The 24,217-nt window shown below is 62.4% G+C and carries 20 protein-coding genes; 7 read left to right on the top strand and 13 right to left on the bottom strand.

Going from position 1 to position 24,217, the window contains the following annotated elements:
- Positions 1 to 4 precede the first annotated feature (4 nt).
- From ACIOMR_RS20090 to ACIOMR_RS20070, 5 genes are read left to right on the top strand one after another with little or no spacing between them, the layout of a single operon-like run.
- A complete protein-coding gene (locus tag ACIOMR_RS20090) occupies positions 5 to 937 on the top strand; it encodes a DUF58 domain-containing protein (protein WP_003218540.1) in 933 nt (310 codons plus the stop codon).
- Positions 934 to 1,428: a DUF4381 domain-containing protein gene (locus ACIOMR_RS20085; RefSeq protein WP_003218539.1), complete on the top strand. Its 495-nt coding sequence runs from the start codon at positions 934 to 936 to the stop codon at positions 1,426 to 1,428. The genes ACIOMR_RS20090 and ACIOMR_RS20085 overlap by 4 nt, the downstream gene beginning before the upstream one ends.
- On the top strand, positions 1,421 to 2,509 hold the full coding sequence (locus tag ACIOMR_RS20080; RefSeq protein ID WP_401195993.1) for a vWA domain-containing protein: 1,089 nt from the start codon (positions 1,421 to 1,423) through the stop codon (positions 2,507 to 2,509). The genes ACIOMR_RS20085 and ACIOMR_RS20080 overlap by 8 nt, the downstream gene beginning before the upstream one ends.
- The gene (locus tag ACIOMR_RS20075) at positions 2,506 to 4,248 is read left to right on the top strand and encodes a tetratricopeptide repeat protein (protein ID WP_401195990.1); all 1,743 of its coding nucleotides are present in this window, start codon (positions 2,506 to 2,508) and stop codon (positions 4,246 to 4,248) included. The genes ACIOMR_RS20080 and ACIOMR_RS20075 overlap by 4 nt, the downstream gene beginning before the upstream one ends.
- Positions 4,245 to 5,885, top strand: a complete 1,641-nt coding sequence (locus ACIOMR_RS20070) for a BatD family protein (RefSeq protein WP_401195988.1) — start codon at positions 4,245 to 4,247, stop codon at positions 5,883 to 5,885. The genes ACIOMR_RS20075 and ACIOMR_RS20070 overlap by 4 nt, the downstream gene beginning before the upstream one ends.
- A 140-nt stretch (positions 5,886 to 6,025) precedes the next feature.
- On the opposite strand, the gene ACIOMR_RS20065 is transcribed toward ACIOMR_RS20070, so the two are convergent.
- The 6 genes from ACIOMR_RS20065 to ACIOMR_RS20040 are packed head-to-tail and all read right to left on the bottom strand — an operon-like array spanning position 6,026 to position 11,952.
- Complete coding sequence (locus ACIOMR_RS20065; protein WP_003218534.1) at positions 6,026 to 7,768, bottom strand: ABC transporter substrate-binding protein; 1,743 nt, start codon at positions 7,766 to 7,768, stop codon at positions 6,026 to 6,028.
- Between the two features lie 35 nt (positions 7,769 to 7,803).
- Complete coding sequence (locus ACIOMR_RS20060; RefSeq protein WP_003218532.1) at positions 7,804 to 8,076, bottom strand: DUF2160 domain-containing protein; 273 nt, start codon at positions 8,074 to 8,076, stop codon at positions 7,804 to 7,806.
- A 10-nt stretch (positions 8,077 to 8,086) separates the two neighbouring features.
- Positions 8,087 to 8,887 (bottom strand): carbohydrate ABC transporter permease, encoded by an 801-nt coding sequence (locus tag ACIOMR_RS20055; RefSeq protein WP_003218530.1) that lies wholly within the window; start codon positions 8,885 to 8,887, stop codon positions 8,087 to 8,089.
- Positions 8,888 to 8,897: 10 nt separating this feature from the next.
- Positions 8,898 to 9,764 carry a carbohydrate ABC transporter permease gene (locus ACIOMR_RS20050; RefSeq protein WP_401195983.1) on the bottom strand — a complete coding sequence of 289 codons (867 nt, stop codon included), beginning with the start codon at positions 9,762 to 9,764 and terminating at the stop codon, positions 8,898 to 8,900.
- Entirely contained in the window at positions 9,761 to 10,858 is a 1,098-nt protein-coding gene (locus ACIOMR_RS20045) for an ABC transporter ATP-binding protein (RefSeq protein ID WP_102369282.1), read from the bottom strand. The genes ACIOMR_RS20050 and ACIOMR_RS20045 overlap by 4 nt, the downstream gene beginning before the upstream one ends.
- Complete coding sequence (locus ACIOMR_RS20040) at positions 10,858 to 11,952, bottom strand: ABC transporter ATP-binding protein (RefSeq protein ID WP_003218524.1); 1,095 nt, start codon at positions 11,950 to 11,952, stop codon at positions 10,858 to 10,860. Before ACIOMR_RS20040 ends, ACIOMR_RS20045 begins: the two co-directional genes overlap by 1 nt.
- A gap of 237 nt (positions 11,953 to 12,189) precedes the next feature.
- Here ACIOMR_RS20040 and ACIOMR_RS20035 point away from each other — a divergent pair, with 237 nt between their 5' ends.
- Complete coding sequence (locus ACIOMR_RS20035; RefSeq protein WP_177029348.1) at positions 12,190 to 14,016, top strand: sigma-54-dependent Fis family transcriptional regulator; 1,827 nt, start codon at positions 12,190 to 12,192, stop codon at positions 14,014 to 14,016.
- Positions 14,017 to 14,150: 134 nt separating this feature from the next.
- Here the strand turns inward: ACIOMR_RS20035 and ACIOMR_RS20030 are convergent, their stop codons facing one another.
- From ACIOMR_RS20030 to ACIOMR_RS20000, 7 genes are all read right to left on the bottom strand, one after another.
- Complete coding sequence (locus ACIOMR_RS20030; RefSeq protein ID WP_401195978.1) at positions 14,151 to 15,683, bottom strand: sodium:solute symporter; 1,533 nt, start codon at positions 15,681 to 15,683, stop codon at positions 14,151 to 14,153.
- Entirely contained in the window at positions 15,680 to 15,934 is a 255-nt protein-coding gene (locus ACIOMR_RS20025) for a hypothetical protein (RefSeq protein WP_003218518.1), read from the bottom strand. The genes ACIOMR_RS20030 and ACIOMR_RS20025 overlap by 4 nt, the downstream gene beginning before the upstream one ends.
- A 130-nt stretch (positions 15,935 to 16,064) precedes the next feature.
- Positions 16,065 to 17,000, bottom strand: a complete 936-nt coding sequence (locus ACIOMR_RS20020; RefSeq protein WP_003218516.1) for a choline kinase family protein — start codon at positions 16,998 to 17,000, stop codon at positions 16,065 to 16,067.
- Positions 16,997 to 17,953: an aminoglycoside phosphotransferase family protein gene (locus tag ACIOMR_RS20015; protein WP_177021418.1), complete on the bottom strand. Its 957-nt coding sequence runs from the start codon at positions 17,951 to 17,953 to the stop codon at positions 16,997 to 16,999. The genes ACIOMR_RS20020 and ACIOMR_RS20015 overlap by 4 nt, the downstream gene beginning before the upstream one ends.
- Positions 17,954 to 17,961: 8 nt before the next feature.
- Entirely contained in the window at positions 17,962 to 19,242 is a 1,281-nt protein-coding gene (locus tag ACIOMR_RS20010; protein WP_401195974.1) for a M20 family metallo-hydrolase, read from the bottom strand.
- Positions 19,220 to 19,978 carry a DeoR/GlpR family DNA-binding transcription regulator gene (locus ACIOMR_RS20005; protein ID WP_008433061.1) on the bottom strand — a complete coding sequence of 253 codons (759 nt, stop codon included), beginning with the start codon at positions 19,976 to 19,978 and terminating at the stop codon, positions 19,220 to 19,222. The genes ACIOMR_RS20010 and ACIOMR_RS20005 overlap by 23 nt, the downstream gene beginning before the upstream one ends.
- A gap of 212 nt (positions 19,979 to 20,190) precedes the next feature.
- A complete protein-coding gene (locus ACIOMR_RS20000; RefSeq protein WP_102604679.1) occupies positions 20,191 to 21,594 on the bottom strand; it encodes an amidase in 1,404 nt (467 codons plus the stop codon).
- Positions 21,595 to 21,959: 365 nt separating this feature from the next.
- Between ACIOMR_RS20000 and ACIOMR_RS19995 the strand changes: the two genes are divergently transcribed.
- A partial coding sequence (locus ACIOMR_RS19995) for a DUF6531 domain-containing protein (RefSeq protein ID WP_401195971.1) occupies positions 21,960 to 24,217 on the top strand: 2,258 nt, incomplete at its 3' end.

Here is a 24,217-nt window from a genome sequence, read left to right as displayed (position 1 = left end):
GTCCATGAACGCTGGCGATGGAACCCGTGTCACCCTGAGCGAATTGATCGAGATGCGTCATCGCGTGCGGGAAGTGCAGCTATTTTCCACGCCGAGCCAGCGCAGCCCGCTGATCGGCCTGCACCACTCGAAACTGCGCGGGCGCGGGGTCGACTTCGACCAGGTGCGGGTGTATCAGGCCGGCGACGATGTGCGCACCATCGACTGGCGCGTCACTGCACGCACCCAGGAGCCACACACCAAGCTGTTTCATGAAGAGCGCGAACGGCCGATCTTCATCATGGTGGAGCAAAGCTGCCGGCTGTTTTTCGGCTCGGGGCAGATGTTCAAGTCGGTGCTGGCGGCTCAGGCGGCGAGCCTGATCGGCTGGGCGGCGCTGGGCCATAACGACCGGGTCGGCGGGCTGGTGTTCGGTGACAGCGAGCACTACGAAATCAAACCCCGGCGCAGCAAGCAAAGCCTGCTGCAATTGCTCAACCGGTTGGTACGGGTCAACCAGAGCCTCAACACCGAACGCCGCCCCGAAGCCGACGCCCTCGGCATGGCCTTGCGCCGAGCCCGGGAAGTATTGCGCCCGGGCAGCCTGGTGATTGTGATCTGTGACGAGCGCGCCCTGACCGAAGGCGCCGAGCAACAGCTGAGCCTGTTGTCGCGGCATTGCGACCTGCTGCTGTTGCCGGTGTCCGACCCGCTGGACCACGCCTTGCCCGCCGCCGGCCTGCTGCGCTTCGCCGAGCGCGGCGCACAGCTGGAGCTGGACACCCTGAATTTTGATCTGCGCCAGGCCTACAAGGCCCAGGCCGAAGCCCGCAGCGCACGCTGGGAACTGCTCGCGCAAAAGCTGCGGGTGCTGTTGATGCCCTTGAGTACCCAGGGTGAAATGGTCGAGCAACTGCGCGAATACCTGAACCCGCAACGCCCGGTTAAAAAGCAATGAGCAGCCTCGACCAACTGCAACCCCTGATCGCCCCGCCAGTGATCGGCTTCTGGCCGCCGGCGCCGGGTTGGTGGCTGTTGCTGCTGATCATCCCGTTGGCGGGCTGGGGCCTGTGGTGGCTGCGCCGTTTCCTGCCAGCCAAGCGCCCATTGGCCCGTGCCGAACAACCCCTGGACCCGCTGCGCATCGCTGCCCTCGCCGAACTGGCCCTGATGCCCAAACCCTACGACGGCGCACCGGCCGGTGCCTGGCTGCAACAGCTCAACGGCCTGCTCAAGCGCCTGTGCCGCAACGACTACCCCTACAGCCAGAGCCACACCCTCAACGGCCGCAAGTGGCTGGCGTTCCTCGACAACCGTTGCCCCGCCGCCGGCCTGACCCGCTGGATGGTGCTGGTGGAAGGCGCCTACAAGCCCGAATGCAAACTCGACGACAAGGCCATCGCCGGCCTGACCCAGGCCGTCGATACCTGGATTCGCAAACATGTTTGAGTTCGCCTGGCCGTGGATCTTTGCCCTGTTGCCATTGCCCTGGTTGCTGCGCCTCATCCTGCCGGCGGCCGACAGCGGCGAACCGGCGCTGAAAGTCAGCTTCCTCAGCGACCTCGAAGGCCTGGCCCGCCGCCGCGCGCGGGTCAACCTGCCGGGCTGGCGCCAGCAAGCACCGTTTGTGTTCCTGTGGCTGCTGCTGTTGACCGCCGCCGCCCGCCCGGAATGGTTGGGCGAACCCTTGCCGATTGCAGCCAGCGGCCGCGACTTGCTGGTGGCGGTGGACGTATCCGGCTCGATGGACTTCCCCGACATGCAATGGCAAGACGAAGACGTCAGCCGCCTGAGCCTGGTCAAGCACCTGCTGGGAGATTTCCTGGAGGGCCGCGAAGGTGATCGCGTGGGATTGATCCTGTTCGGCAGCCAGGCCTATCTGCAAGCGCCGCTGACCTTTGACCGGCGCACCGTGCGCACTTGGCTGGATGAGGCACGGATTGGCATCGCCGGTAAAAACACCGCGATTGGCGACGCCATCGGCCTGGCCCTCAAGCGCCTGCGCCAGCGTCCGGCGCAAAGCCGGGTGCTGATCCTGGTCACCGACGGCGCCAACAATGCCGGCGAAATCGACCCGCTGACCGCCGCCCGCCTGGCCGCCGAAGAAGGCGTGAAAATCTACCCGATCGGCATCGGCGCAGACCCCGAGCAAACCGGCTCCCTGGGCATCCTCGGCGTCAACCCGAGCCTCGACCTCGACGAACCGGCCCTCAAGGCCATCGCCGAGGCCACCGGCGGCCGCTACTTCCGCGCCCGCGACGGCAACGAACTGCTGAAGATCAAGGAAACCCTCGACCAGCTCGAACCCGTGGCCCAGCAACCCACCCAGGCCCGCCCCGCCCAGGCGCTGTACAGCGCGCCGCTGGCGTTGGCGCTGATCCTCAGCATGCTGCTGGTGATCCAGGAACGCTGGCCGGATAACGCCCTGCAACGCCTGTTCAACAAACTCTCAAGCAAGGGCCGTTTCCTGCAACCCAATCCTGAATGGCGTGAACGCCTCAAACGCCTGCGTTTGCGGAGGCGTCGATGATCGCCCTGTGGCCGCACTGGTTCCGTCCCTGGTGGCTGTTGCTGCTGCCGCTGCTCGGCTGGTTGCTGTGGCAGTTGTGGCACCGCCAGAAACGCGCCGGGCGCTGGCAGATGATTCTGCCGCCGGCCTTCCACGCCGCGCTGCTCAGCGGCGGCAGTGGCCGCGAAAGCAAGTCGCCATGGGTGGTGCTCGGCATCGCCTGGCTGCTGGCCGTGCTGGCGTTGCTGGGCCCGAGCTGGGAACGCGTCGAACAGTCCAGCCAGAAGCCCGCCGACCCGCTGGTGGTGCTGCTGGAACTGACCCCGGAGATGCTCGCCACCGACAGCCCGCCCAGCCGCCTCGAACAGGCACGGCGCAAGCTGTTCGACCTGCTTCAGGCCCGCAGCGATGCGCAGACTGCCATCGTGGTCTACGCCGGCAGCGCGCACACGCTGGTGCCGCTGTCCGACGACCTGGCCACCAGCCATAACCTGCTGGAAGCCCTGCGCCCCTCGATCATGCCCGAGCCCGGCCACCGCGCCGACCTGGCCGTGGAGAAGGCCCTGAGCCTGCTCAAGCATGGCGGCCTCGGCCAGGGTCGGCTGCTGCTGATCGGCTCGTCGCTGTCCAAGCAGGAACGCCAGGGGATCCGCCTGCAGCTGCAAGGCAACCAGGCGCCGAGCTTGTCGATCCTTGGCATCGGCAGCCGCGAAGGCACGCCGGTGACCCAGGAAAGCGGCGAATTCCTCAAGGACGCCCAAGGCGCAATCCTCGTACCGCGTCTCGACAGCCCGACCCTCAAGGCATTCGCCAGCGAAATGGGCGGCCGCTACCGCCAGGCCCGCCTGGACGACAAGGACCTGCGCCACCTCGGCCTGCTGGATGGCCCGCAAAACCTGCGCAATGACGGCCAACTGCTGCACCTCGACACCTGGGCCGACCAGGGTTACTGGCTGCTCTTACCGCTATTGCTGCTGGCCGCCTGCGCCGGGCGCCGTGGCTGGCTGTTCTTCCTGCCGTTGCTGCTGTTGGGCGCGCCGCAGCCCAGCTATGCCTTCGACTTCCAGGACCTGTGGCTGCGCCCCGACCAACAGGGCCAACTGCTGCTGAAGAAAAAACGCCCGGCCGAAGCAGCCGAACATTTCGAAGACCCGCAATGGCAAGGCGTCGCACTGTATGAAGCGGGCAACTATGCCGAAGCCGCCAAGCGGTTTGCCGAAGGCAGCGACGCCTACTCCCACTACAATCGAGGCAATGCCCTGGCCAAAAGCGGCGAGCTGGAAGCGGCGATCGATGCCTACGAACAAGCCCTCGAAGCCCAGCCAGACTTGCAGCCGGCGCTGAAGAACAAGGCGCTGGTGGAAAGCCTGATGCAACAGGAACCGGAAAAAACCGAGCCGGCCAAGCCTGCAAAAAACGAGGATGACGAAACCACCCAACCCGGCCAGACTGCGCAACCGGGCGCCAGCAGCCAGACCGCCACCGGTGGCGAGCAGACGTCCCAAGGCCAGGGCCAGCCCGGCGCGACCGACGCGCAAACCGGGGCCACGCCCCACGCCGGCAGCAACGAGGTACCCGGCAGCGAGTTGGGTGATGAACAAACCACCACCCCGCCCCTGCGCCCGGTCGACGGCACACTTGAAGGCGAGCAGCGCCAGGCCCTGGAACAATGGCTGCGGCAGATCCCGGACAACCCCGGCGAGTTGCTGCGACGCAAATTCTGGTACGAACAGCAACAACATCAGGACAAGACTCGATGAACCGCTGCACCGCCCTTCTTCTCACCCTCGCGTTGTGGGCCAGCCAGGCCCAGGCCGCCGGCCTGGTGGCCAGTGTCGACCGCAGCCGCATCAATTCCGGGGAGACGGTGGAACTGACGGTGGAATCCAACGACGTCACGCTGTTCGGCAAACCGGACCTGGCGCCGCTGGACCCGCTGTTTGAAGTGAGCGGCACGCGCCAGATCAACCAGCTCACCACCCTGGGCGGCGACAACCACGCCACCACCCGCTGGATAATCACCCTGCTGCCCAAGGAGAACGGCACCGTGGTGATTCCACCGTTACAGATCGGCGAACTCAAGACCCAGCCGATTACCCTGCAAGTGGTGGAAACCGTCAGCCAGAACACCGAGGCCCAACTGGCTCCCGTGTTCATCGAAACCAACCTCGACCAGGACAGCGTCTACGTCCAGGCCCAGGCGTTGCTGACCGTGCGCGTCTACCACTCGGTGTCGCTGTATGACGACAGCAGCCTCACGCCGTTGCAGATCGCCGATACGCGCATCGAGCAGTTGGGCGAGTCGCGCACCTACGAGAAAGTCATCAACGGCATCCGCCACGGTGTGATCGAAACCCGCTATGCCATCTACCCGCAGCACAGCGGCACGCTGACCATTCCGACGCAGACGTTCAGCGCCACCCTGGTAGAGCCACGGCCCGCCCAGGACAACAACCCCCAGGGTTCCAAGCCCGGCAAGCTGATTCACGTCAGTTCGCCGGAGCTGTCGTTGACGGTCAAGGCCAAGCCTGCGCTGTACCCGGCGGATGCTCCCTGGCTGCCGGCCCGCAGCCTGACCCTCACGGAAAGCTGGAACCCCGAGCCCGATCACGTACAGGTGGGCGACTCCCTGACCCGCAGCCTGACCTTGAAAGCCGAAGGCCTGGCCGGCGCGCAACTGCCACCGCTGGCACTGAGCGACATCCCCGGCCTGCGCCGCTACCCGGACCAGCCGGTGCTGAGCAACCAGAACAACGACCGTGGCCTGATCGGCAGCCGTGAAGACCGCGAAGCGCTGGTGCCCAACCGCGTTGGCGCGCTTGAACTGCCGGCGGTGGAACTGGTGTGGTGGAACACCCACGAAGACCATCTGGAACGCACCAGCCTGCCGGCGCGCACCCTGCAGGTGGCGACCAACCCGAGCCTGATCGTGGACACGCCGGCCAGCCCGACCGTGATCACCGCGCCGGACAACGACAGCCTGTGGATCTGGCAACTGACCAGCCTGATCCTGGCCTGCACCACCCTGCTGGGCTTCGGTTTGTGGTGGCGTGCACGCTGGCAGCCGGCGATTTTGCGTGCCGCGCAAACCGGCCCGAGCCCGCGAACTTTGCTGGACGACCTCAAGCGAGCGAGCCAGGCGAATGACCCGCAGGCTACGCGTCAGGCGCTGGATGCCTGGGCGCGACAGCAGCCGGAGACCCTGGCGGATATGGCGGCGCGGTTTGTGCCGTTGTCGGATGCGCTGGATGGGTTGAACGGCGCGCTGTACAGCGAGAGTGGGCAGTATTGGCAGGGAGAGGAATTGTGGCGGGCGGTGAAGGCGATTCCGATGGCGGAGCGCGAGCAGGACCCTGCAGGGGATAGCACCAGCTTGCCGCCGCTGTATCCCAAATAGCCCCCCTTGCAGAAACACCGCAAACCCAATGTGGGAGCGGGCTTGCTCGCGAAAGCGGTCTGTCAGTCACATATCTGCTGACTGATCTACCGCCTTCGCGAGCAAGCCCGCTCCCACATTTTTGATCTGCGGCGTCTGGGTTACTTGCGCGCCGCCTCCCACGACTTCAGCAACTCGTTATAACTGACCGTCTCACCCTGCGGCTTCTCATTCGCCAGCTTCGGTTTCGGCGCACCCGGCTGGTCAAACCAGTATTGCGCATCCCGTTCTTCGTTCATTTTCGGCCCGCAAATCGGCTGCACCTTGGAGCGTTCCAGGCGCGTCATGATCGCGTCCTGATCCTTGGCCAACCCGTCCAGCGCCTGCTGCGGCGTCTTTTCTCCGCTGGCCGCTTCCGAAATATGGCTCCACCACAATTGCGCCAACCGTGGATAGTCCGGCACGTTGGTGCCGGTCGGGGTCCACTCCACCCGGGCCGGGCTGCGGTAGAACTCCACCAACCCACCGAGTTTCGGCGCCAGGTCGGTCATGGCCTGGGAGTTGATGTCAGACTCACGAATCGGCGTCAGGCCAACGATGGTTTTTTTCAGCGACACGGTTTTCGAGGTCACGAACTGCGCGTAGAGCCAGGCCGCCAGTTTCTGCTTCTCGGGCGTCGACTTGAGGAAGGTCCAGGAACCTACGTCCTGATAGCCCTTCTTCATGCCCTTTTCCCAGTAAGGCCCGACGGGTGATGGCGCCATGCGCCATTTCGGCGTGCCGTCGGCGTTGACCACCGGCAGGCCCGGCTTGGTCATGTCGGCGGTAAACGCGGTGTACCAGAAGATCTGCTGGGCGATGTTGCCCTGGGACGGCACCGGACCGGATTCGGAGAAGGTCATGCCCGCCGCTTCCGGTGGTGCATAGGCTTTCATCCAGTCCACGTATTTCTGCGTGGCATACACCGCCGCCGGGCCGTTGGTGTCGCCACCACGGGTGACGCTGGAGCCCACCGGGTGGCAGTCCTCCACGCGAATGCCCCATTCGTCCACCGGCAAACCGTTGGGCAGGCCCTTGTCGCCGCCACCGGCCATGGAGAACCAGGCATCGGTGAAGCGCCAGCCCAGGGACGGGTCTTTCTTGCCATAGTCCATGTGCCCGTAGACGCGCTTGCCGTCGATTTCCTTGACGTCTTCGCTGAAGAATTTGGCGATGTCTTCGTAGGCCGACCAGTTCACCGGCACCCCGAGTTCATAGCCGTACTTCTCCTTGAACTTGGCTTTCAGGTCTGCCCGTTCGAACCAGTCGGCGCGGAACCAGTACAGGTTGGCGAACTGTTGGTCGGGCAGTTGGTAGATCTTGCCGTCGGGCGCAGTGGTGAACGAAATACCGATGAAGTCCTTGATGTCCAGGGTGGGTGAAGTGAAGTTCTTGCCTTCGTTGGCCATCAGGTCGGTGATGGATTCTGTCTTGCCATAGCGAAAGTGCGTACCGATCAAGTCGGAATCGTTGACCCAGCCGTCATAGATATTCTTGTCGGACTGCATCTGGGTTTGCAGCTTTTCCACCACGTCGCCTTCCTGCAGCAAGTCGTGGGTCAGCTTGATCCCGGTGATTTCGCTGAAGGCCTTGGCCAGCACCTTGGATTCATACTCGTGGGTGGTGAGGGTTTCCGACACCACGTTGATCTTCATCCCACGAAACGGCTCCGCGGCCTTGATAAACCACTTCAGCTCTTCAAGCTGCTGGGCTTCGGTGAGGGTCGACGGTTTGAACTCACTGCCGATCCATTTTTTCGCAGCGTCTTCATAAGCATCCGCCCAGGCCGCAGCACTGAGCCCGCTGAGCGCCAGCACGGCCGCCAATGAAATGCTATGTCGCAGCTTATTGTTTTTATCGAACATAGAGACCTCCTGGTTTTGGGGTTCAAAAGGGGCAGCTAGCCCCAGCGCATCACAGACAACAGCCACACCAGAGACAGCGCGGACGCCACCCAGATGCTCCAGCCGGTTACGCCGATCACCAACAAATGCAGGTAGGCGCTGCCGAGAAGACCGATAAACAAACGATCACCACGGGTGGTGCTGATCGGTAAAAAGCCGCGCCGGGGTATACTCGGCGAGCGCAATTCCCAGGTCGTCATGCCCACCAGCAGCAGGCCGATCGCGGCAAAGAAAAGTGCAGTCGGGGTGGTCCAGGCCATCCATTCCATCATCGACTCCTCAGACCCGGCCCAGGGCAAAGCCCTTGGCCACATGGTTGCGAACGAACCAGATCACCAGCATGCCCGGCAAAATGGTCAACACCCCCGCCGCCGCCAGCACGCCCCAGTCGATGCCGGAGGCCGAAACCGTACGGGTCATCACTGCGGCGATGGGTTTGGCGTTCACCGACGTCAGCGTGCGTGCCAGCAGGAGCTCGACCCAGGAAAACATGAAGCAGAAAAACGCCGTGACGCCGATCCCCGAGCCAATCAGCGGGATGAAAATCTTCACGAAAAACTTGGGGAAGCTGTACCCGTCGATGTAGGCCGTTTCGTCGATTTCCTTGGGCACGCCCGACATGAAACCTTCGAGAATCCACACCGCCAGCGGCACGTTGAACAGGCAATGGGCCAAGGCCACCGCGATATGCGTATCGAACAAGCCAATGGACGAATACAGCTGGAAGAACGGCAGCAAAAACACCGCCGGCGGCGCCATGCGGTTGGTCAGCAACCAGAAGAACAAGTGCTTGTCGCCGAGGAAGCGGTAGCGCGAGAACGCGTAGGCCGCCGGCAGCGCCACGCTCAGGGAAATCACGGTGTTGAGGCTGACGTAGTACAGCGAGTTGAGGTAGCCGGTGTACCAGCTCGGGTCGGTGAAGATCACCTTGTAGTTGGCGAAGGTGAAGTCCTGCGGAAACAGGGTCAGGCCGCCGAGGATTTCGGTGTTGCTCTTGAAGGACATGTTCAGCAGCCAGTAGATCGGCACCAGCAGGAACAGGATGTAGACCAGCAGCGGGATCAGCTTGCGCTTGCTCATGTTGGCGGCCTCAGCGGTTGGCGTCGGAGTGGGTCATGGCGGTGTAGAACAGCCAGGACACCAACAGGATGATCAGGAAGTACACCAGCGAAAACGCCGCCGCCGGGCCCAGGTCGAATTGGCCTACGGCCATCTGGGTAAGCGTCTGGCTGAGGAAGGTGGTGGCGTTCCCTGGCCCGCCGCCCGTCAGCACAAACGGTTCGGTGTAGATCATGAAACTGTCCATGAAGCGCAGCATCACCGCGATCAACAGCACGCTCTTCAGTTTTGGCAGCTGGATATGTCGGAACACCGCCCAGCTGGACGCCCGATCAATCCGCGCCGCCTGGTAGTACACATCCGGGATCGCCCGCAGCCCCGAGAAACACAGCAGCGCCACCAGGGACGTCCAGTGCCACACGTCCATCACCAGCACCGTGACCCAGGCGTCCATGGTGTTGGCGGCGTAGTTGTAGCTGATGCCCATCGCATTGAGCGTGGAACCCATCAGGCCAATGTCGGCACGGCCAAAGATCTGCCAGATGGTGCCGACCACGTTCCACGGAATCAGCAGCGGAATCGCCATCACGATCAACACCAGCGACGACCAGCGACCCTTGGTGGGCATCGTCAGGGCAATCGCGATGCCCAGCGGAATCTCGATCAACAGCACACACGCCGAGTAGGTGAACTGACGCAGCAGCGAGTCATGCAGGCGCGGGTCCAGCAGCACCTGTTTGTACCAGTCGGCGCCGACGAAGTAGCGGCTGGATTGGTCGAAGATGTCCTGCACCGAGTAGTTGACCACGGTCATCATCGGGATCACCGCGCTGAAGGCCACCAGCAGGAACACCGGCAATACCAGCCACCAGGCCTTGTTGTTCTGCACCTTGTTCATGGCTGCACCTCCAGCAAGTAGTCATCGGCATACACCATCAGCCACTGCCCCGGAAAGCTGATGGACGCCTGGCCCTCGGGCACCGGTTTGTCTTCGGCCAGGCGCACTTTCAACGGTGCGCCATCGAGGTTGAGGGTCATGATCTTGTAGGTGCCGAGGTCTTCCACATGGGTGACTTGCGCCTGTAGCGCGTCGGGATTGTGCTCATCCCACACATGGATAAATTCCGGGCGGATGCCGACCTGCAGCCTTTTGTAAGGCGTTTCGCCAATGCGCTGCTGCAACGCCTCGGGCAACGCCAGATGTGTCCCGGCAAAGCGCACACCGCCCGCCTCTGCCTGCACCTCAATCAGATTCATCCCAGGGCTGCCGATGAAATAGCCGACAAAGGTGTGGCTGGGCCGCTCGAACAACTCCCGGGGCGTGCCGAACTGCACGATCTGCCCGCCATACATCACCGCGATCTTGTCGGCGAAGGTCGAGGCTTCCAGTTGGTCGTGGGTCACGTAGACCATGGTGATGTTGAACTGCTCGTGGATCTGCTTGAGCTTGCGCCGCAGCTTCCATTTCAGGTGCGGGTCGATCACCGTCAGCGGTTCGTCGAACAGGATCGCCGACACGTCATCCCGCACCAGCCCGCGGCCCATGGAGACTTTCTGTTTTTCATCGGCAGTGAGGTTGCGGGCCTTTTTGTCCAGCAGGTTTTGCAGGTCGAGCACCTCGGCAATTTCCTGCACCTTGCTATGAATCTTCGCCTCGGCCATGCCCTGGTTTCTCAGGGGAAAAGCCAGGTTATCGAACACGGTCATGGTGTCGTACACCACCGGAAACTGGAACACCTGGGCGATGTTGCGTTTTTCCGGGGTCAGTTCGTTGACCACCTTGGCGTCGAACAGCACCTGGCCTTCGGATGGGCTGAGCAGGCCGGAGATGATGTTGAGCAAGGTCGACTTGCCGCAGCCCGACGGCCCCAGCAACGCGTAGGCGCCGCCCTGCTCCCAGACGTGGTTCATCTCGCGAATCGCGTAGTCCTCGGGGCCGTTTGGCTTTGAACTGTAGCTGTGGGCCAGGTTCTGCAAATGGATCTCGGCCATCAGGCAACCCTCGCGACACGTCGGCCCGGAGCCTGGACCAGACGTCCCTGACCATCGAACACAAACAGTTTGTGGGTAGGGATATAGATGCGGATCGGCGCGTCGACGTCGTACTCATGCACGCCGGGCAAATGCAGCACCAGCAAGAAGTGTTCGCTGCGCACATGCAGGAAGGTTTCCGAGCCACTGATCTCGGCGACTTCCACGGTCACTGCCAGCTCCAGGTCATCGTCGTTGCTCGGCACCAGGCTGATATGGCTGGGACGCACGCCAAAGCGAAACTCGCCCTCACCGATGGGCCGCAGGTCGACGTTCAGCGGGAAGTGCACGAAGTTGGCGAAGCTCACTTCATTGCCACTGATGCGCCCGGGCATCAGGTTGATCGGCGGCTCGGAAAACAGCTCGGCCGCCAGCACGGTTTGCGGCTGGTGATAGACCTCGGCGGCCTTGCCGCTCTGGATCACCCGGCCCTCGTGGAGAATCGTGGTGGTACCGCCCAGGGCCAGGGCTTCGTTGGGTTCGGTGGTGGCGTAGATCGCGATGGTATGGCGTGCCTTGAACAGCTCGCGCATTTCCTGGCGCAGTTCTTCGCGCAGTTTGTAGTCCAGGTTCACCAGGGGTTCATCGAACAGAATCAGCTCGGCATCCTTGACCAGCGCCCGGGCCATGGCGGTGCGTTGCTGCTGGCCGCCGGAGAGTTCCAGGGGGTGACGCTGGAGGAATTTCTCGATACGCAGCATTTTCGCGGTTTCGAGGACTTTGCTCTGGATCTGCTCGGCAGAGACTCCGGCCTGGCGCAGCGGCGAGGCGATGTTCTCGAACACGGTCATGGTCGGGTAGTTGATGAACTGCTGATAGACCATCGACACATTGCGCAGGCGCACCGGCTTCTGGGTGACGTCCACGCCATTCATCAGGATGCGCCCGCTGTCGGGCTTGTCCAGGCCGGCCATCAGGCGCATCAGGCTGGTCTTGCCGGAGAGCGTGCGGCCCAGCAATACATTGAAGGAACCGGCTTCGAAACGCAGGTTGGCGTCGTCGATCCAGGTTTGGCCTTCGACAACGCGAGTGACGTGCTCCAGGGTCAATGACATGACACGACCTTTTTATTATTGGAATGGTTCTGGCAGGAGCACAGAGCGAGTTCCGTGCCAACAACCCAAACCTCAGGCCGGTCAACGAGTTAGGCAAAACAGCGATTCGCCTCTGAACAGAAATGAACAGGTCAGGCTGAACAACTGAACAATCGGCGGGTTGACAATGAACAGTTCTGAACAACACTGAACGGGCCTTCCGCACCCCAGAACAACAATAAAGCAAGGGTCACCGCCATGAGCACACCGCTGGCGCACGATGCCATCATCCAGGACTCCTGGCGCCGCTGCCGGGCCTATGGCCTGGATCACCAGAGCACACCGAGCTTCGACCAACTGCCCGCAGACGGCGTCAGCCAGTTGCTGGAAAGCCAGCATTCCCTTGTGCAGACCACCCACCAGGAAGTGCTGCCCTACTACGAAAACATCCTCAGCAATTCCAACTGCCTGATCATGCTTGCCGACAACCAGGGCCAGGTGCTGACTTCGTGGGGCACCCAACGCTTTATCGACCCCAAGCTGGCCCGTGGTTTCAGCGCCGGCGCCAGCTGGATGGAGCGCTCCAGCGGCACCAACGCCATCGGCACCGCCCTGGCCTGTGCCCAGGCAGTGCATATCGAACATGACGAACACTTCCTCAAGGCCAACCGTTTCATGACCGGCTCGGCAGCGCCGATCTTCGATGCGCAGCGGGAAATCATCGCGGTGCTGGATGTGTCCAGCGACAGCTACCTGCCGCCTTCCCACACCCTCGGCATGGTCAAGATGATGAGCCAGACCGTCGAGAACCGGCTGATCCTCAACCTGTTTCGCGGTGAGCATTTCCAGCTGACGTTCAACACCGGGCTGAACAATCTCGACAGCCAGTGGGCCGGGCTGCTGATTTTTGATGAAAGCGGCCAGGTACTGTCGGCCAATCGCCGGGCCGACAACCTGCTGGGCATCAGCCTGTCGCGGGTATTGATCGACAGCCTGTTCAAGGTCTCGCTGCTGGAACTGCTCAACCAGCCCGAAGGCCTGCCCTTCTCGCTGCAAGCCGCCGGGCGCAACCGTTTCCAGTGCCTGCTGAAACGGCCGAAACAGGCGCCAGTGCAGGCTCGCGTGTTCGTGGAAACGAAAAAGCCCCGCGAACCCGGCCCCACGGCCATCAGTCTCAAGACCCTGCACTTCGGCGATGCCCGCGTGGAAAAGGCCGTGCGTCAGGCCGAGCGCCTGCTGGAAAAGGATATTCCGTTGCTGATCCACGGTGAAACAGGTGTCGGCAAGGAAGTGTTCGTCAAAGCCCTGCACCAGGCCAGCTCTCGCAGCCAACAAGCGTTTATCGCGGTCAACTGCGCAGCGATCCCCGCCGAACTGGTGGAGTCGGAACTGTTCGGCTATGAAAAAGGCGCATTCACCGGCGCCAACCAGAAAGGCAGCATCGGGCTGATCCGCAAGGCAGACAAAGGCACGCTGTTCCTCGACGAGATCGGCGACATGCCCCTGCCGACCCAGGCCCGGCTGTTGCGGGTATTGCAGGAACGCTGTGTGCAGCCTGTAGGCAGCAGCGAGTTGTACCCGGTGGATTTGCGGATCATCTCCGCCACCAACCGCTCGCTGCGCGAACAGGTACAGCTCGGGCGTTTTCGCGAAGACCTGTATTACCGCATCGGTGGCCTGACCCTGGAGCTGCCGCCGCTACGGGAGCGCACGGATAAACAGGCGTTGTTCAAGCAGCTGTGGCAACAGCATCGCGAGCCGACGCAGTGGGCCGGGTTGAGTAACGAGGTGCTGGCCTTGTTTGAACAGCATCCGTGGCCGGGGAATCTACGCCAGGTGAGCAGCGTGTTGCAGGTGGCGCTGGCCATGGCGGAAGAGCAGCCGATTCGGGTGGAACATTTGCCGGATGATTTTTTTGTGGATTTGAATGGGGTGGTGCCGGTGTGTGATGCAGTGGATGACAGTCTGGACCTGAATGAGCGACTGAAGGCGGTGGGCGGGAATATCTCTCACCTGGCCAGAGAGCTTGGCGTCAGCCGCAATACCCTCTACAAACGCCTGCGACAAAACGGGAATGCTGTGTAGAAACACAATCAAAAATGTGGGAGCGGGCTTGCTCGCGAATGCGGTATATCAGTCGCTGATGCTTTAACTGACAGTCTGCATTCGCGAGCAAGCCCGCTCCCACATTGGAACTACATTGGGTTTGAGAAGTGGGTTCAGTTCAGGACCGGCCTTGCCCCCATTGGCACTTTGCGCCCTGGCGCCGCCATCTCAAACAACTGCTCCACCCGCGCACTCTCCTCCTCACTCGGCTTGATCGCCCATGCACACGCCACAAAAATCCCCGCATTGACCACCAGCCCCACAATCCCGCTGGTCAACGACCCCAGCCCGGGAATGTCGTCCGGATACATCGTCGTCAGCACAATCGCCACCACAATCCCCGCCAGCATCCCGGCAATCGCGCCTTCCTTGTTGCCGCGGCGGCTGAAGATCCCGAAGAACAGCGGCACCGCCAACTGGATAATCCCCTGGTAGGAAATCTGCGCCAGCAATTGCAGTCGCGCGTAATCAAAGGTCAGGTATGCCAGCACCGAGGCGGCAACGATAAACACCACCATCCCGGACTTGGCCAGCAGCGTCAGTTGCCGGTCGGTACGCGGGGTGTTCCAGGTGGCAAGGTCGTTGGCGAACTGGGTGCCGCAGACCTGCACGCAGCCGTCGACGTGGCCGATGCTCGCCGCCAGTACGATGACGATCGCCAGCGCCAGCATCCACGGCCCGCCGATGTCGAACAGCGAGAGGAACCAACCTTGTTGCGGGTGCGCGATGACGTTCGGGTCCTGGCTGATGGCCGCGGCAAACAGCATCAGAATCCCGTAGAAACCACCCACCAACAGGATCGTGTACAGCGTGCCTTTCTTCACCGCCTTGACGCCGCTGGCGGTGTAGATGCGCTGGAAGCTCATGGGCCAGCACATCGAGCCGATCACGCCGGTGAAGATCAGGCTGAACATGTACAGCGGGCCGTAACCGGTGCCGCTGGCGCCGGGAATCAGCAACATTTTCGCCGGCAGGTGCGACAGGTTGGAGAACGACGCCTGGTCGCCGAACAGCAGGAACACACACAGCGCCGCACACACGACATAGGCGATCAGGCCCTGGAACATGTCGGTCATGATCAGCCCGCGCATGCCCATGCTCACGGTCCAGTACTGGCGCACCAGCACCACCACCACGCCGGCGACCAGGCAGGTGGTGACGCCCCAGCGGCCGAAGCTGGCGAACTGGAACAACATCGCCAACGCCTGGATGCCCATCACCACCCACGGGAATACCGAGATGATGCCGATGATCGAGGCCACGCGCTTGACCACCGGGCTGTTGAAGCGCATGCCGAGCAAGTCCGGCTGGGTGCGCAGGTTGAAACGCTGGCCCCAGGTCCACGCGCGGCGGGCCATCAGGTACATTGCCGTCACGCCAAGGGTGGCGTAGACCATGCCGTAGAAGCCCAGGGCGCCGCCGATGGTCAGGGCGAAAAACGCGGTAAAGGTCGAGCCCGGCCACCACGAGTTGGTGTAACACATGGCGATGTACCACGGCCCATAGGAGCGCCCGCCTACGGCGTAGTCGGAAAAACTCGTGCTCTCGCGGTTGGTGGCGTACAGCACGGCGATCATCCCGGCCAGGAACAGGCCGATGACGCCGAAGGTGATAAAGAGGTTGGCATCGCTGGCGGTGCTGATCATTGCGCATCCCCCTCTTCGGGTATTTCGCCGGCCTTCAATTCGGCGACGTACAACGCCCACAGGCCCAGGCCTGCGAGGACTGCAATGGCGATCCAGTAGAAGATCGGCAACGGTATGCCCAGTACCAACGCGGTACTGCCGCTCACGCTCAAATAGAACGGCGGGAATAAGGCGAGCATCAGCAACAGGAAAAAGTACACGCCAAAGAGTTGGCTTTTCAGGCGTCCGGGTGGTGCGCTATCAGATTTCATGAGTCGGGTGCTCCTTGAATTTGTGGATCGTTTTTTTGTGTGATCAAACAAAAATCAAGCAGTGAAAACGCAGGCACCAATCAGCGCCCAAGTGACTTCATTCAATGCATTATTGTTGTCTGGCGCAGGCTCAAGCCTGTCTTAGCCAGGTTTCCCATTGCGAATCGTTGATGATGCTGCGGGCACGCATGTGCTTCCAGGTGCCGTATTTATAGAAGTCGAAATCCAGCTGCGACACCGCGTGCTGCACCATCGCCCAGGTCGACCATTTGATGTCCGCCAGGGCCTTGTGCAACTTGATGCGCGCGAGGTTCTGCGGGGTGACCTGGCCGAAGTAATCCTCGATCAGGGCCAGTTCCATTTCATCAGTGAAAAACATCTCGCCGAACCACAGCGCCAGTTCGTAATGCCGGTCGTTGTTGGAGGCGTATTCGAAGTCCACCAGACGAATTTGCCGACGGTCGTTGAGCATGAAATTACCCGCCAGGGTGTCATTCATGCAGGGAGCCAGGTCGATGCCGGAAGCTTGCAGCACGCCCCGGGCGCGGTCGCATTGGCGGCGCAGCCAGGCGTCGTCGGCGGGCTTGCAGCCGTTGAGTTGCTCCACCTGCCGCTGGTGCTCGGCAATCATGTCGAACACGGTCTTGGTCTGCACCAGTGGCGGCTGGTCGTTGAACGCCTTGAGGGCGTGCAGCGCGTTGTGGCGCACGTCGCGGTCGAGGAAGTCGTGGTTGGAGGAGGCGCGCCAGCCCTCCATGAACTCGAAGACTTCCACGCCGAACTCTTCAAGGAATGCGAACACCGGCGCGCCATAGCCGGTTTGCGCCGCCTTGAGGCTGGCGTCGTGGGCCGTGCGGCGGTCGATGAACATCTCGGTGCCCACGCCCGGTACCTTGAAGAAATACGCAGTGTCGATCCCGGCCACTTCCACCCGCCAGTTGGTGTTGGAAATCCCGCCGCTGACCGGTTCATAACGAATGCCGGTGCCGCCCCAACTGGCAACCCCGCGCACCGCCGCTTCCAGCTGACACTCTTGTGGCGTACACGCCTCACCTAACGCTTTCATGCCTGCCCCTCCTGTACCTGACGTAGCCAACCTTCAAACCGCGGGTCTTGCAGACTTTGGCGGCAGCGCAACAGCGTCCACTGCCCGACCTTGGAAAACTCCAGCGGCCGCGCCGAGGTAGCGCCGACCCACAGGCCCCAGAGCGTCCAGTACCAATCGTTGATCAAGGCGTACAAGCGGCAGCGCGCATAGTCGCTTTCACGGCACTCGCCGGCCCAGGCATGGATGCCTTCGCGCCAGTCGTTTTCGAAGACGTACAACTCGTTAAGGCTGATGGCCACGTCGTACCAGGGATCACCACTGCCGGCGTAATCGAAGTCGATCAGTTGCAAGGCGCCGTCCGGGCCGATCATCACGTTGCTCGCCACGCCGTCGCCGTGCAGCGGCACCGAGTCGCTGGCGTTCAGTTGCAGCGAGGTCCAGGCCAGGTCAATGCAGGTGCTGATCCAGGCGTGGTCGATGGGCAAGGCCACGCTGTAGCGCACGCATAATTCGCGCAGGTGCTGGATGTCTTGCAGCGGCGAGCGGGCGAAGCCCGGCGAGGTGCCTTGGTGCAGTTGTTTCTTCAGGGCCCAGAGCGCTTGCAGGCGCTGGGGCTGCATCAATTCGTCGAGGCGGGCCCAACGCCACTCGCTGGTGGGCAACGCATCCAGCAGCAACACGCCGGCCGTGGCATCCACCAGGCGCACACCCGGCGTCACGTCGCAATCAGCTGCCAGTTGGGTGGCGCGGGCAGTGCGTTCAATGTCGATCAGCGCGCGCATGTCGTCATGCAAGACTTTGGCGTAACACTGGCCCCACGGTGCGCTGACGGTAAAACCGGCCCACTCGGTGGCCAGGCGTACCGGCGAGGCAATCCCGGCGGTGCCCTCTTCGACCACCACATGGGCGGACAAGCCGGCGGCCTCCAGGGCGCCCAGCAGCCGTGACTTTGCTTGCAAACGACTCGACATGGCAGACCTCAGCGGTAGGCGTTGGGGGTGGAACAGGCGCGGTGCAGCAACGCGGTCAGCATGTGCAGGCCGTTGCGCATGTCCTGTTCGCTGGTGAATTCCGCTTCGTTGTGGGACACGCCATTGCTGCTCGGGATAAACAGCAGGCACACCGGGTAATGCCGGCTCAGGCTGATGGCGTCGTGGCCTGACACGGTGACGCTGTTGCCGATGGGCAAGCGCAGTTGCTGGCCGACCCCGTAGGCCAGCTCGGCAAAACCGTGATGCAGGTGGCTCGGCTCACGCAGGGCGCGGCTTTCGATGCTGTAGTCAGTCGACGTGGCGCTGGCGGTGGCCTTGAGGCTGGCGTCCAGGCGCGCACCGGCTGCGGCCAGCAATTCGGTGTCGGGCGAGCGGTACTCGACATGCAACGTCACGCTGGAAGGCACCACGTTGGGGGAATTGGGATAGATCTCCAGGCGCCCCACCGAGCTGTGCAGCAGCACGCCGTGCAGGTCGGCCTCCGCCCGCACCGCAGTGATCGCGTGGGCGGCGGCCAGCAAGGCGTCCTTGCGCGCGGCCATGGGCGTAGGGCCGGTGTGGTTCTGTTCACCGATGAACCGAATCCGTTGCTTGAGGGCGGCCCAGGTGTCGCGCACCACACCGATGGCCAGCCCGTCGCGCTCAAGGCCATCACCTTGTTCGACGTGGATTTCCACATAACCGGCGACGTCCAGCTCGACGCGGCCCTCCCCCAGATAACCAATCTGCTGCAGCGCATGCTTGAGGCTGATGCCATCGCCATCGCGGCAGGCCCAGGCGTCCTGCAGGGCCAGGTCACCGGTGAACACGCTGCTGCCGATCAGGCTGGGCTGGAAACGCGCGCCCTCCTCGTTGGTCCAGTTCACCACCGCCAGGTTGCACGCCGGCGTTTCGCCGCGCTCGCGCAGTTGGCGAGCCAGGCTGGCCACCGCGACTGCGCCGGCCAGTACGCCATAGACCCCATCGAAACGCCCGGCACTCGGCTGGCTGTCCAGATGCGAACCACACAGCACGTAGGGCGCTTCTGGATTAAAGGTGATCAAACCGAACATGTTACCCACTGCATCCACACGCACGTCAAAACCGCGTTCAGTCAGCCAGGCCGCGAACAGGTCGCGCACGGCGCCGTCTTCGGCCGAGGCGGCGAGGCGATGCAGCCCACCGGCCTTGGTCGCGCCGATGGCCGAGGTGTCGCGGAACAGCGCCTCGAAGGTTTCAAGGTCCTGTTCACTGGGCACCAGCAACTCAGGGGTAAAGGATATCGACATGGGCTTGCTCCAGGCGGGTCGCAAAGTCGTTGGACGGCGCACGATTGGTGACCAGGGTCGTGATGGCGCTGAACGGCAGCGTATTGATAAAGGTGCGGTGGCCGAACTTGGCGTCATCGGCCAGGATCACGCTGCGCAGGCTGTGTTTGGTCAGTTCCCGGCGCAGCAGCGCCTCGGGCTCCTGGTAGTCCATGAACCCCAGCTCAAGGTCGACAGCGCCGATGCCCATGAAGGCAATGTCGTAGTGGAACTGTCGGACGAATTCCAGGGTGTGGGCGCCAATCAGCGCGTTGTCGTTGCGGCGCACATCGCCGGGCACCACCAGCACCTGGTTGGCGCTTTGCTCGGTGATCAGGCGGGCGATGTCCAGGGAGTTGGTGATGATGCGCAACTGGCTGAACGCGGTCAGTTGCTGGGCCAGGGCCAGGGTCGAGGTGCCGGTGTCGAGGAACAGCACCATGCCTTCGCTCACCAGCTTCGCTGCACACACCGCGATACGCGTCTTGGCCTGGGGCTTGATGCGGCTGCGCACTTGCAGCGGCTGTTCTTCGTTGAGCCGCGGCAGGATCGCGCCGCCGTGGATGCGCCGCAGCTTGCCGGCTTCTTCCAGGTACTTGAAGTCGCGGCGGATGGTTTCTTCGGAGACGAACAGCGCCTGCGCCAGGTCCGACGCCTTGACGCGCTGGTGTTGGGTGAGCAGGAGCATGATTTCGTCGAGACGTGGCTGGTTGAGCATAAAAGAGGTATTCCAGGGCAGGTTCAGGCGGCCGGTATTGCGCGCCCCACGGCGAAACGCGGCGCGAGCCGGTCCAGCGGGGAGCATAGAACGTAATACAGCCATGGACAGGGTCACGGGTACCTCTCACTCATCAGGGTGTGAAAGGGCAGGACAACACAAAGCGTTTATCACGGGCGGGCTTCTTTTGAGCCCACTCCGGGTGCAATCAATCAAGGCATCAGCATCGGGGGGAGGTGCTGATCCCAGGGGGCGATGGCTTCGACGGCCGCGCAGAATTGCAGCACCTGGGCGTCGGCAAAACGTGGGCCGATCACCTGCAGGCCAATCGGCAAACCGCTCGGGCTGAAGCCGCAGGGCAGGCTGGCAGCGGGGTTGCCGGTGATATTGAACGGATAGGTAAACGGCGTCCAGCGGGCCCAGGGCACCGCGCCCTCCTCGCCCGGCCAGCCCTCGGGGGCAACCCGGTCGGCGGCGAACGGCAGGATCGGCATCGTCGGCATCAGCAGTACGTCGTAGTCATTAAACAGCGCGTGTACCTGATTGGCGAACAGTGCACGTTGCTGCACAGCCTTGAGGTAGGCCGCCAGATCGTAATCGGCGGAGCGCTTGATCAGCGCAGCGAAACCCGGGTCCAGTTGGTCGAGGCGATCGGCCAGGGATTTGCCATAGGCGATCCCGCGCCCGCCGACCCACAGGGTTTCGAAGGTGGCCAGCGGATCTTGCCAGTCCAGGTTCAGGGTGGTGACGGTGACCGGCAGCTCATCCGCAAGGTAATGCACCGCCGCTTCGACGGTGGCGGCGATGACCGGGTCCACCGGCGTATCGAACAAGGTCGGGCAATACGCCACACGCACGGGGCCCAGCGGTTGGTCGCAGCGCGCCAGGTAGGACTCGGTGGGCGCGGGCAAGGCCTGGTGATCCAGCGGATCGGGCCCGGAGAGGATATCGAAGAGCAACGCGCTGTCGCGCACGGTACGGGTGATCGGGCCGGCGTGGCTGAGCATTTCAGTGGCGGACCAGGGCCAGGTGGGGATGCGCCCCAGAGAGCCTTTAAGAGCGAATGCACCGCAAAAGGCGCCGGGAATGCGCACCGAACCGCCGCCGTCGGAACCCAGCGTGGCCGGGACCATGCGTGCTGCCACCGCAATGGCCGAGCCGGAACTGGATCCTCCGCTGGTGAGCTGGGGGTTCCAGGGGTTGCGGCCATTGCCGAAAACCCGGGAGGTGCTGGCGCCGGTCCAGCCGAATTCGGTGGTGGCGGTCTTGCCGAGGATGATCGCGCCGGCCTCCTTGAGGCGGCGGATGATCGGGGCGTCCTGGGTGGGGACGTTGTCCAGGCCGGTCAGCGAACCGCGGGTGGTGCGCAGATTGGCGGTGGAGAACAGGTCTTTGATGCCGAAGGGGATGCCGTGGAGCGGGCCACGAAATTGGTTGGCCTGCGCTTCTGCGGTCAGGATTTCAGCCTGCTCCCGCGCGAATTCGGTGTAGACGTCGCCGAAGGCATTCAGTGTGGGATTGTGGGTTTTGATGGCTTCGAGGCTTCGCTCGACCAGTTGCACAGGGGTCAGTGTGCCTTGGCGGATGCTTTCGGCTGCGTGCAGGACGCTGGGCATGTGGGTCAGTGAGGTATCAGTCTTCATTGAGCATCCTGGGACATCTGCGAAATGATCCAGCGGGTACGTCAATAGACGCCAAGGGAATGGAAGCTGTCAAGTTGGATTTGTTGCGTATGTGGGTTTTGTGGGATTTATTTTTGTCGGAGATTTGGCTTACGAAAACGGGTCGGTTTAGCCGGGGATTTGGCGAAACGTCCTATCAGTAGCAGTGGATAGCTCTGACTTCTTTCTCTTACAAACCTCTGCAAAGTCCCTCGCCTGATCACACAGCGCGAGGGAACGCCGATGTTTTTTTCGATTAATGCCCTGCCCGATGGGGCTGCCTCTTGAATCCCGCCCTAGGCAGGTTGGCCCTGGCTCCCATGGATGTGGAGACGAAGGACGTTGAAGCGGTCTTTCGTAACTTCAGGGAGTGCCTTAACACGTTTGACGATTGGGCTGAGAGCTTCTGGAGCTTTTCGTCGCTGGAAGTCGAGCAGGTGTTCAAGGTTGGGGATGAGGTCGCGCTGGTCGCGCCTGTTTCCTCTAAAGCCCCCAGTACCACCGTTGCAATGTGCAAACCCAATGGTGCGCTGACCCTGGTGCATATGTTTGAGAGCAAGCGGTTTGTGCCGATCGGCAACACGCCGGTCATCCTCCAGGCCATCGCCGAGGACGGCAGCCTGATCGGTCCCCCCATTCATAAAACCATCGGCCCCAGCGGCATCCTCGAAATCACCGACTGCACGCGCGACCAGCAGTATCAGGTCAGCTTCTACCCCGATGTTTCCAAGGATCACGTCAAGGCGCTCTACGCCTCCTATCAGTCGGTGATCAGCTCGCTGGAAAGCAGCTTGCGCAGTGAATGGACGAGCACCTTCGAAGAGCAGTGGAAACAGTACTCAAACGCCAGCGCCCTCGACCGTCGCAAGTTGATGGACGCCGCGTTTGTGCGAGGGATTACGAACACGCTGTACAGCCTTTGGGACGGTATTCCAAACCTGTACGACTGGCTGGCGGACATCAAACCCAATAGCGAAAAGTTGCTGCAGTACCTCTCCCAAGGCGAGCTTGAAGAGCTGTTGAAGCTCAGCAATGAGGCCATTGCCAACGGTCTTCTGGTGCTGAGCGATGAACCGCTGCTGTTCATCTATCTGTCGGCGATGTTCAGTTGGGCGCAATTGCTTCCGCCGCCGGACATGAACGAGCTGCTGGGGGAAATGACTTCCGAGGTACTGCTCAACCTGCTGTTGCTGTTGGCCACCGGCGGCATGGGTGTGGCGGTGCGTTTGGGCCCGCAGGTGCTGGGCAAGGTCAGGTCCGGCCGGGCACGGGTGTTACTCGAGCAGATGGCCAAGTTGGGCGAGGCACCACGGCTGGACTGGCACCCCAGTGTGCTTAAGCCGGTGTCGCTTAAAAATGATCCAGTGTCGATCAAGGCAGCGGCCGTGCCGTTGAAGGCCGGTGTAAACGAGGTTTCGAATCCGGCAGCGCTGGTCCGAAAGCCTAAAGCAGCGCGCACGGCGCTGGTGAAGCAAGAACATGTGGATGATGCCCCGGCTTCGGCGAAAAACCCCAATGGGGATGCTTCGGTCTGTTCGGCGAATACCTGTACCAATGGCTGCCCGGTTTCGATGGTTACTGGTGAGGAACTGCTGACCCTCACAGACGGCTCGTTGGAGGGTGTCCTGCCATTTGCCTGGACGCGGTTGTATCGCAGCAGTGCCGTGGAAGTGGATTGCGGGTTGGGGTTTGGCTGGAGTCATGCGCTGGCGCAGCGCTTGGTGGTGAGCGGCGAATCGGTGGTGTGGACCGATCACGAAAACCGCAGCACCACCTTTCCCCTGCCCTCTGCTGCACGGCCGGCGATCACCAATAGCCTGGCGGAAGCGGCGATTTATCTGGGTGCTTTGCCGGATGAATGGGTGCTGGCTCAGGCGTCGCTTTTCTACCACTTCCGTGACGGTGTGCTGACGGCGATCAGTGACGCTTACGACAACCGGCTGCGCATTTCCCGCGATTATTCAGGGCGGATTCAGCGGATCGATAACCATGTTGGCCAGGGATTGCTGCTGCGGTATGAGCACGGCCATATCGTTGCCGTCGACTATCAGGTGCAGCGGGAGCCGGGCTGGGTCACCGAACAGAACGTTGTTTCCTACACGTACGACGATGCCTGGCGGTTGGTTGAGGCGACCAACGCTGTCGGCGAAAGCGAGCGTTATCGGTACGACGATCAGCAGGTGATCCTGGAGCGGGAACTGGCCGGTGGGGCGAGTTTCTTCTGGGAGTGGGAACGGTCCGGCAAGGCGGCAAGGTGCGTCCGGCACTGGGCCAGCTTTTCGCAGATGGACACGCGGTATGTGTGGGATGACAACGGCACGGTCACCGTGCACAACGCCGATGGCAGCCAGGAAGTCTACGTACACGACCAGCGCGCACGGCTGGTGCAGCGGATCGATCCGGACGGCGCGCAGCACTTCAAATCCTACGACGAAAAAGGCCGGCTGACGGTCGAGCAGAATCCGCTGGGAGCGGTGACGGCCTATCAGTACGACGAAGCCGGTCGGTTGATTGCGCTGTTTCCCGGGGACGATACGCCGACGTCCTACGAGCATGACAACGGGTTCGTACGGGTTGT

The organism is Pseudomonas sp. NPDC087814 (assembly GCF_044742865.1).
Classification (GTDB): Bacteria; Pseudomonadota; Gammaproteobacteria; order Pseudomonadales; family Pseudomonadaceae; genus Aquipseudomonas.
Note: the sequence above shows the minus strand (reverse complement) of the source record. Positions and strands in the feature narration are given on the sequence as shown.

Excerpts from the sequence above, each read along its gene's own strand:
- ACIOMR_RS20060 (WP_003218532.1), bottom strand. The coding sequence starts at position 8,076 with ATGGAATGGATGGCCTGGACCACCCCGACTGCACTTTTCTTTGCCGCG.
- ACIOMR_RS20030 (WP_401195978.1), bottom strand. The coding sequence starts at position 15,683 with ATGATCAGCACCGCCAGCGATGCCAACCTCTTTATCACCTTCGGCGTC.
- ACIOMR_RS20045 (WP_102369282.1), bottom strand. The coding sequence starts at position 10,858 with ATGGCCGAGATCCATTTGCAGAACCTGGCCCACAGCTACAGTTCAAAG.
- ACIOMR_RS20025 (WP_003218518.1), bottom strand. The coding sequence starts at position 15,934 with ATGAAATCTGATAGCGCACCACCCGGACGCCTGAAAAGCCAACTCTTT.
- ACIOMR_RS20085 (WP_003218539.1), top strand. The coding sequence starts at position 934 with ATGAGCAGCCTCGACCAACTGCAACCCCTGATCGCCCCGCCAGTGATC.
- ACIOMR_RS20010 (WP_401195974.1), bottom strand. The coding sequence starts at position 19,242 with ATGTCGATATCCTTTACCCCTGAGTTGCTGGTGCCCAGTGAACAGGAC.
- ACIOMR_RS20075 (WP_401195990.1), top strand. The coding sequence starts at position 2,506 with ATGATCGCCCTGTGGCCGCACTGGTTCCGTCCCTGGTGGCTGTTGCTG.
- ACIOMR_RS20080 (WP_401195993.1), top strand. The coding sequence starts at position 1,421 with ATGTTTGAGTTCGCCTGGCCGTGGATCTTTGCCCTGTTGCCATTGCCC.
- ACIOMR_RS20070 (WP_401195988.1), top strand. The coding sequence starts at position 4,245 with ATGAACCGCTGCACCGCCCTTCTTCTCACCCTCGCGTTGTGGGCCAGC.
- ACIOMR_RS20005 (WP_008433061.1), bottom strand. The coding sequence starts at position 19,978 with ATGCTCAACCAGCCACGTCTCGACGAAATCATGCTCCTGCTCACCCAA.
- ACIOMR_RS20040 (WP_003218524.1), bottom strand. The coding sequence starts at position 11,952 with ATGTCATTGACCCTGGAGCACGTCACTCGCGTTGTCGAAGGCCAAACC.
- ACIOMR_RS20050 (WP_401195983.1), bottom strand. The coding sequence starts at position 9,764 with ATGAACAAGGTGCAGAACAACAAGGCCTGGTGGCTGGTATTGCCGGTG.
- ACIOMR_RS20035 (WP_177029348.1), top strand. The coding sequence starts at position 12,190 with ATGAGCACACCGCTGGCGCACGATGCCATCATCCAGGACTCCTGGCGC.
- ACIOMR_RS20000 (WP_102604679.1), bottom strand. The coding sequence starts at position 21,594 with ATGCCCAGCGTCCTGCACGCAGCCGAAAGCATCCGCCAAGGCACACTG.
- ACIOMR_RS20065 (WP_003218534.1), bottom strand. The coding sequence starts at position 7,768 with ATGTTCGATAAAAACAATAAGCTGCGACATAGCATTTCATTGGCGGCC.
- ACIOMR_RS20090 (WP_003218540.1), top strand. The coding sequence starts at position 5 with ATGAACGCTGGCGATGGAACCCGTGTCACCCTGAGCGAATTGATCGAG.
- ACIOMR_RS20015 (WP_177021418.1), bottom strand. The coding sequence starts at position 17,953 with ATGTCGAGTCGTTTGCAAGCAAAGTCACGGCTGCTGGGCGCCCTGGAG.
- ACIOMR_RS20055 (WP_003218530.1), bottom strand. The coding sequence starts at position 8,887 with ATGAGCAAGCGCAAGCTGATCCCGCTGCTGGTCTACATCCTGTTCCTG.
- ACIOMR_RS20020 (WP_003218516.1), bottom strand. The coding sequence starts at position 17,000 with ATGAAAGCGTTAGGTGAGGCGTGTACGCCACAAGAGTGTCAGCTGGAA.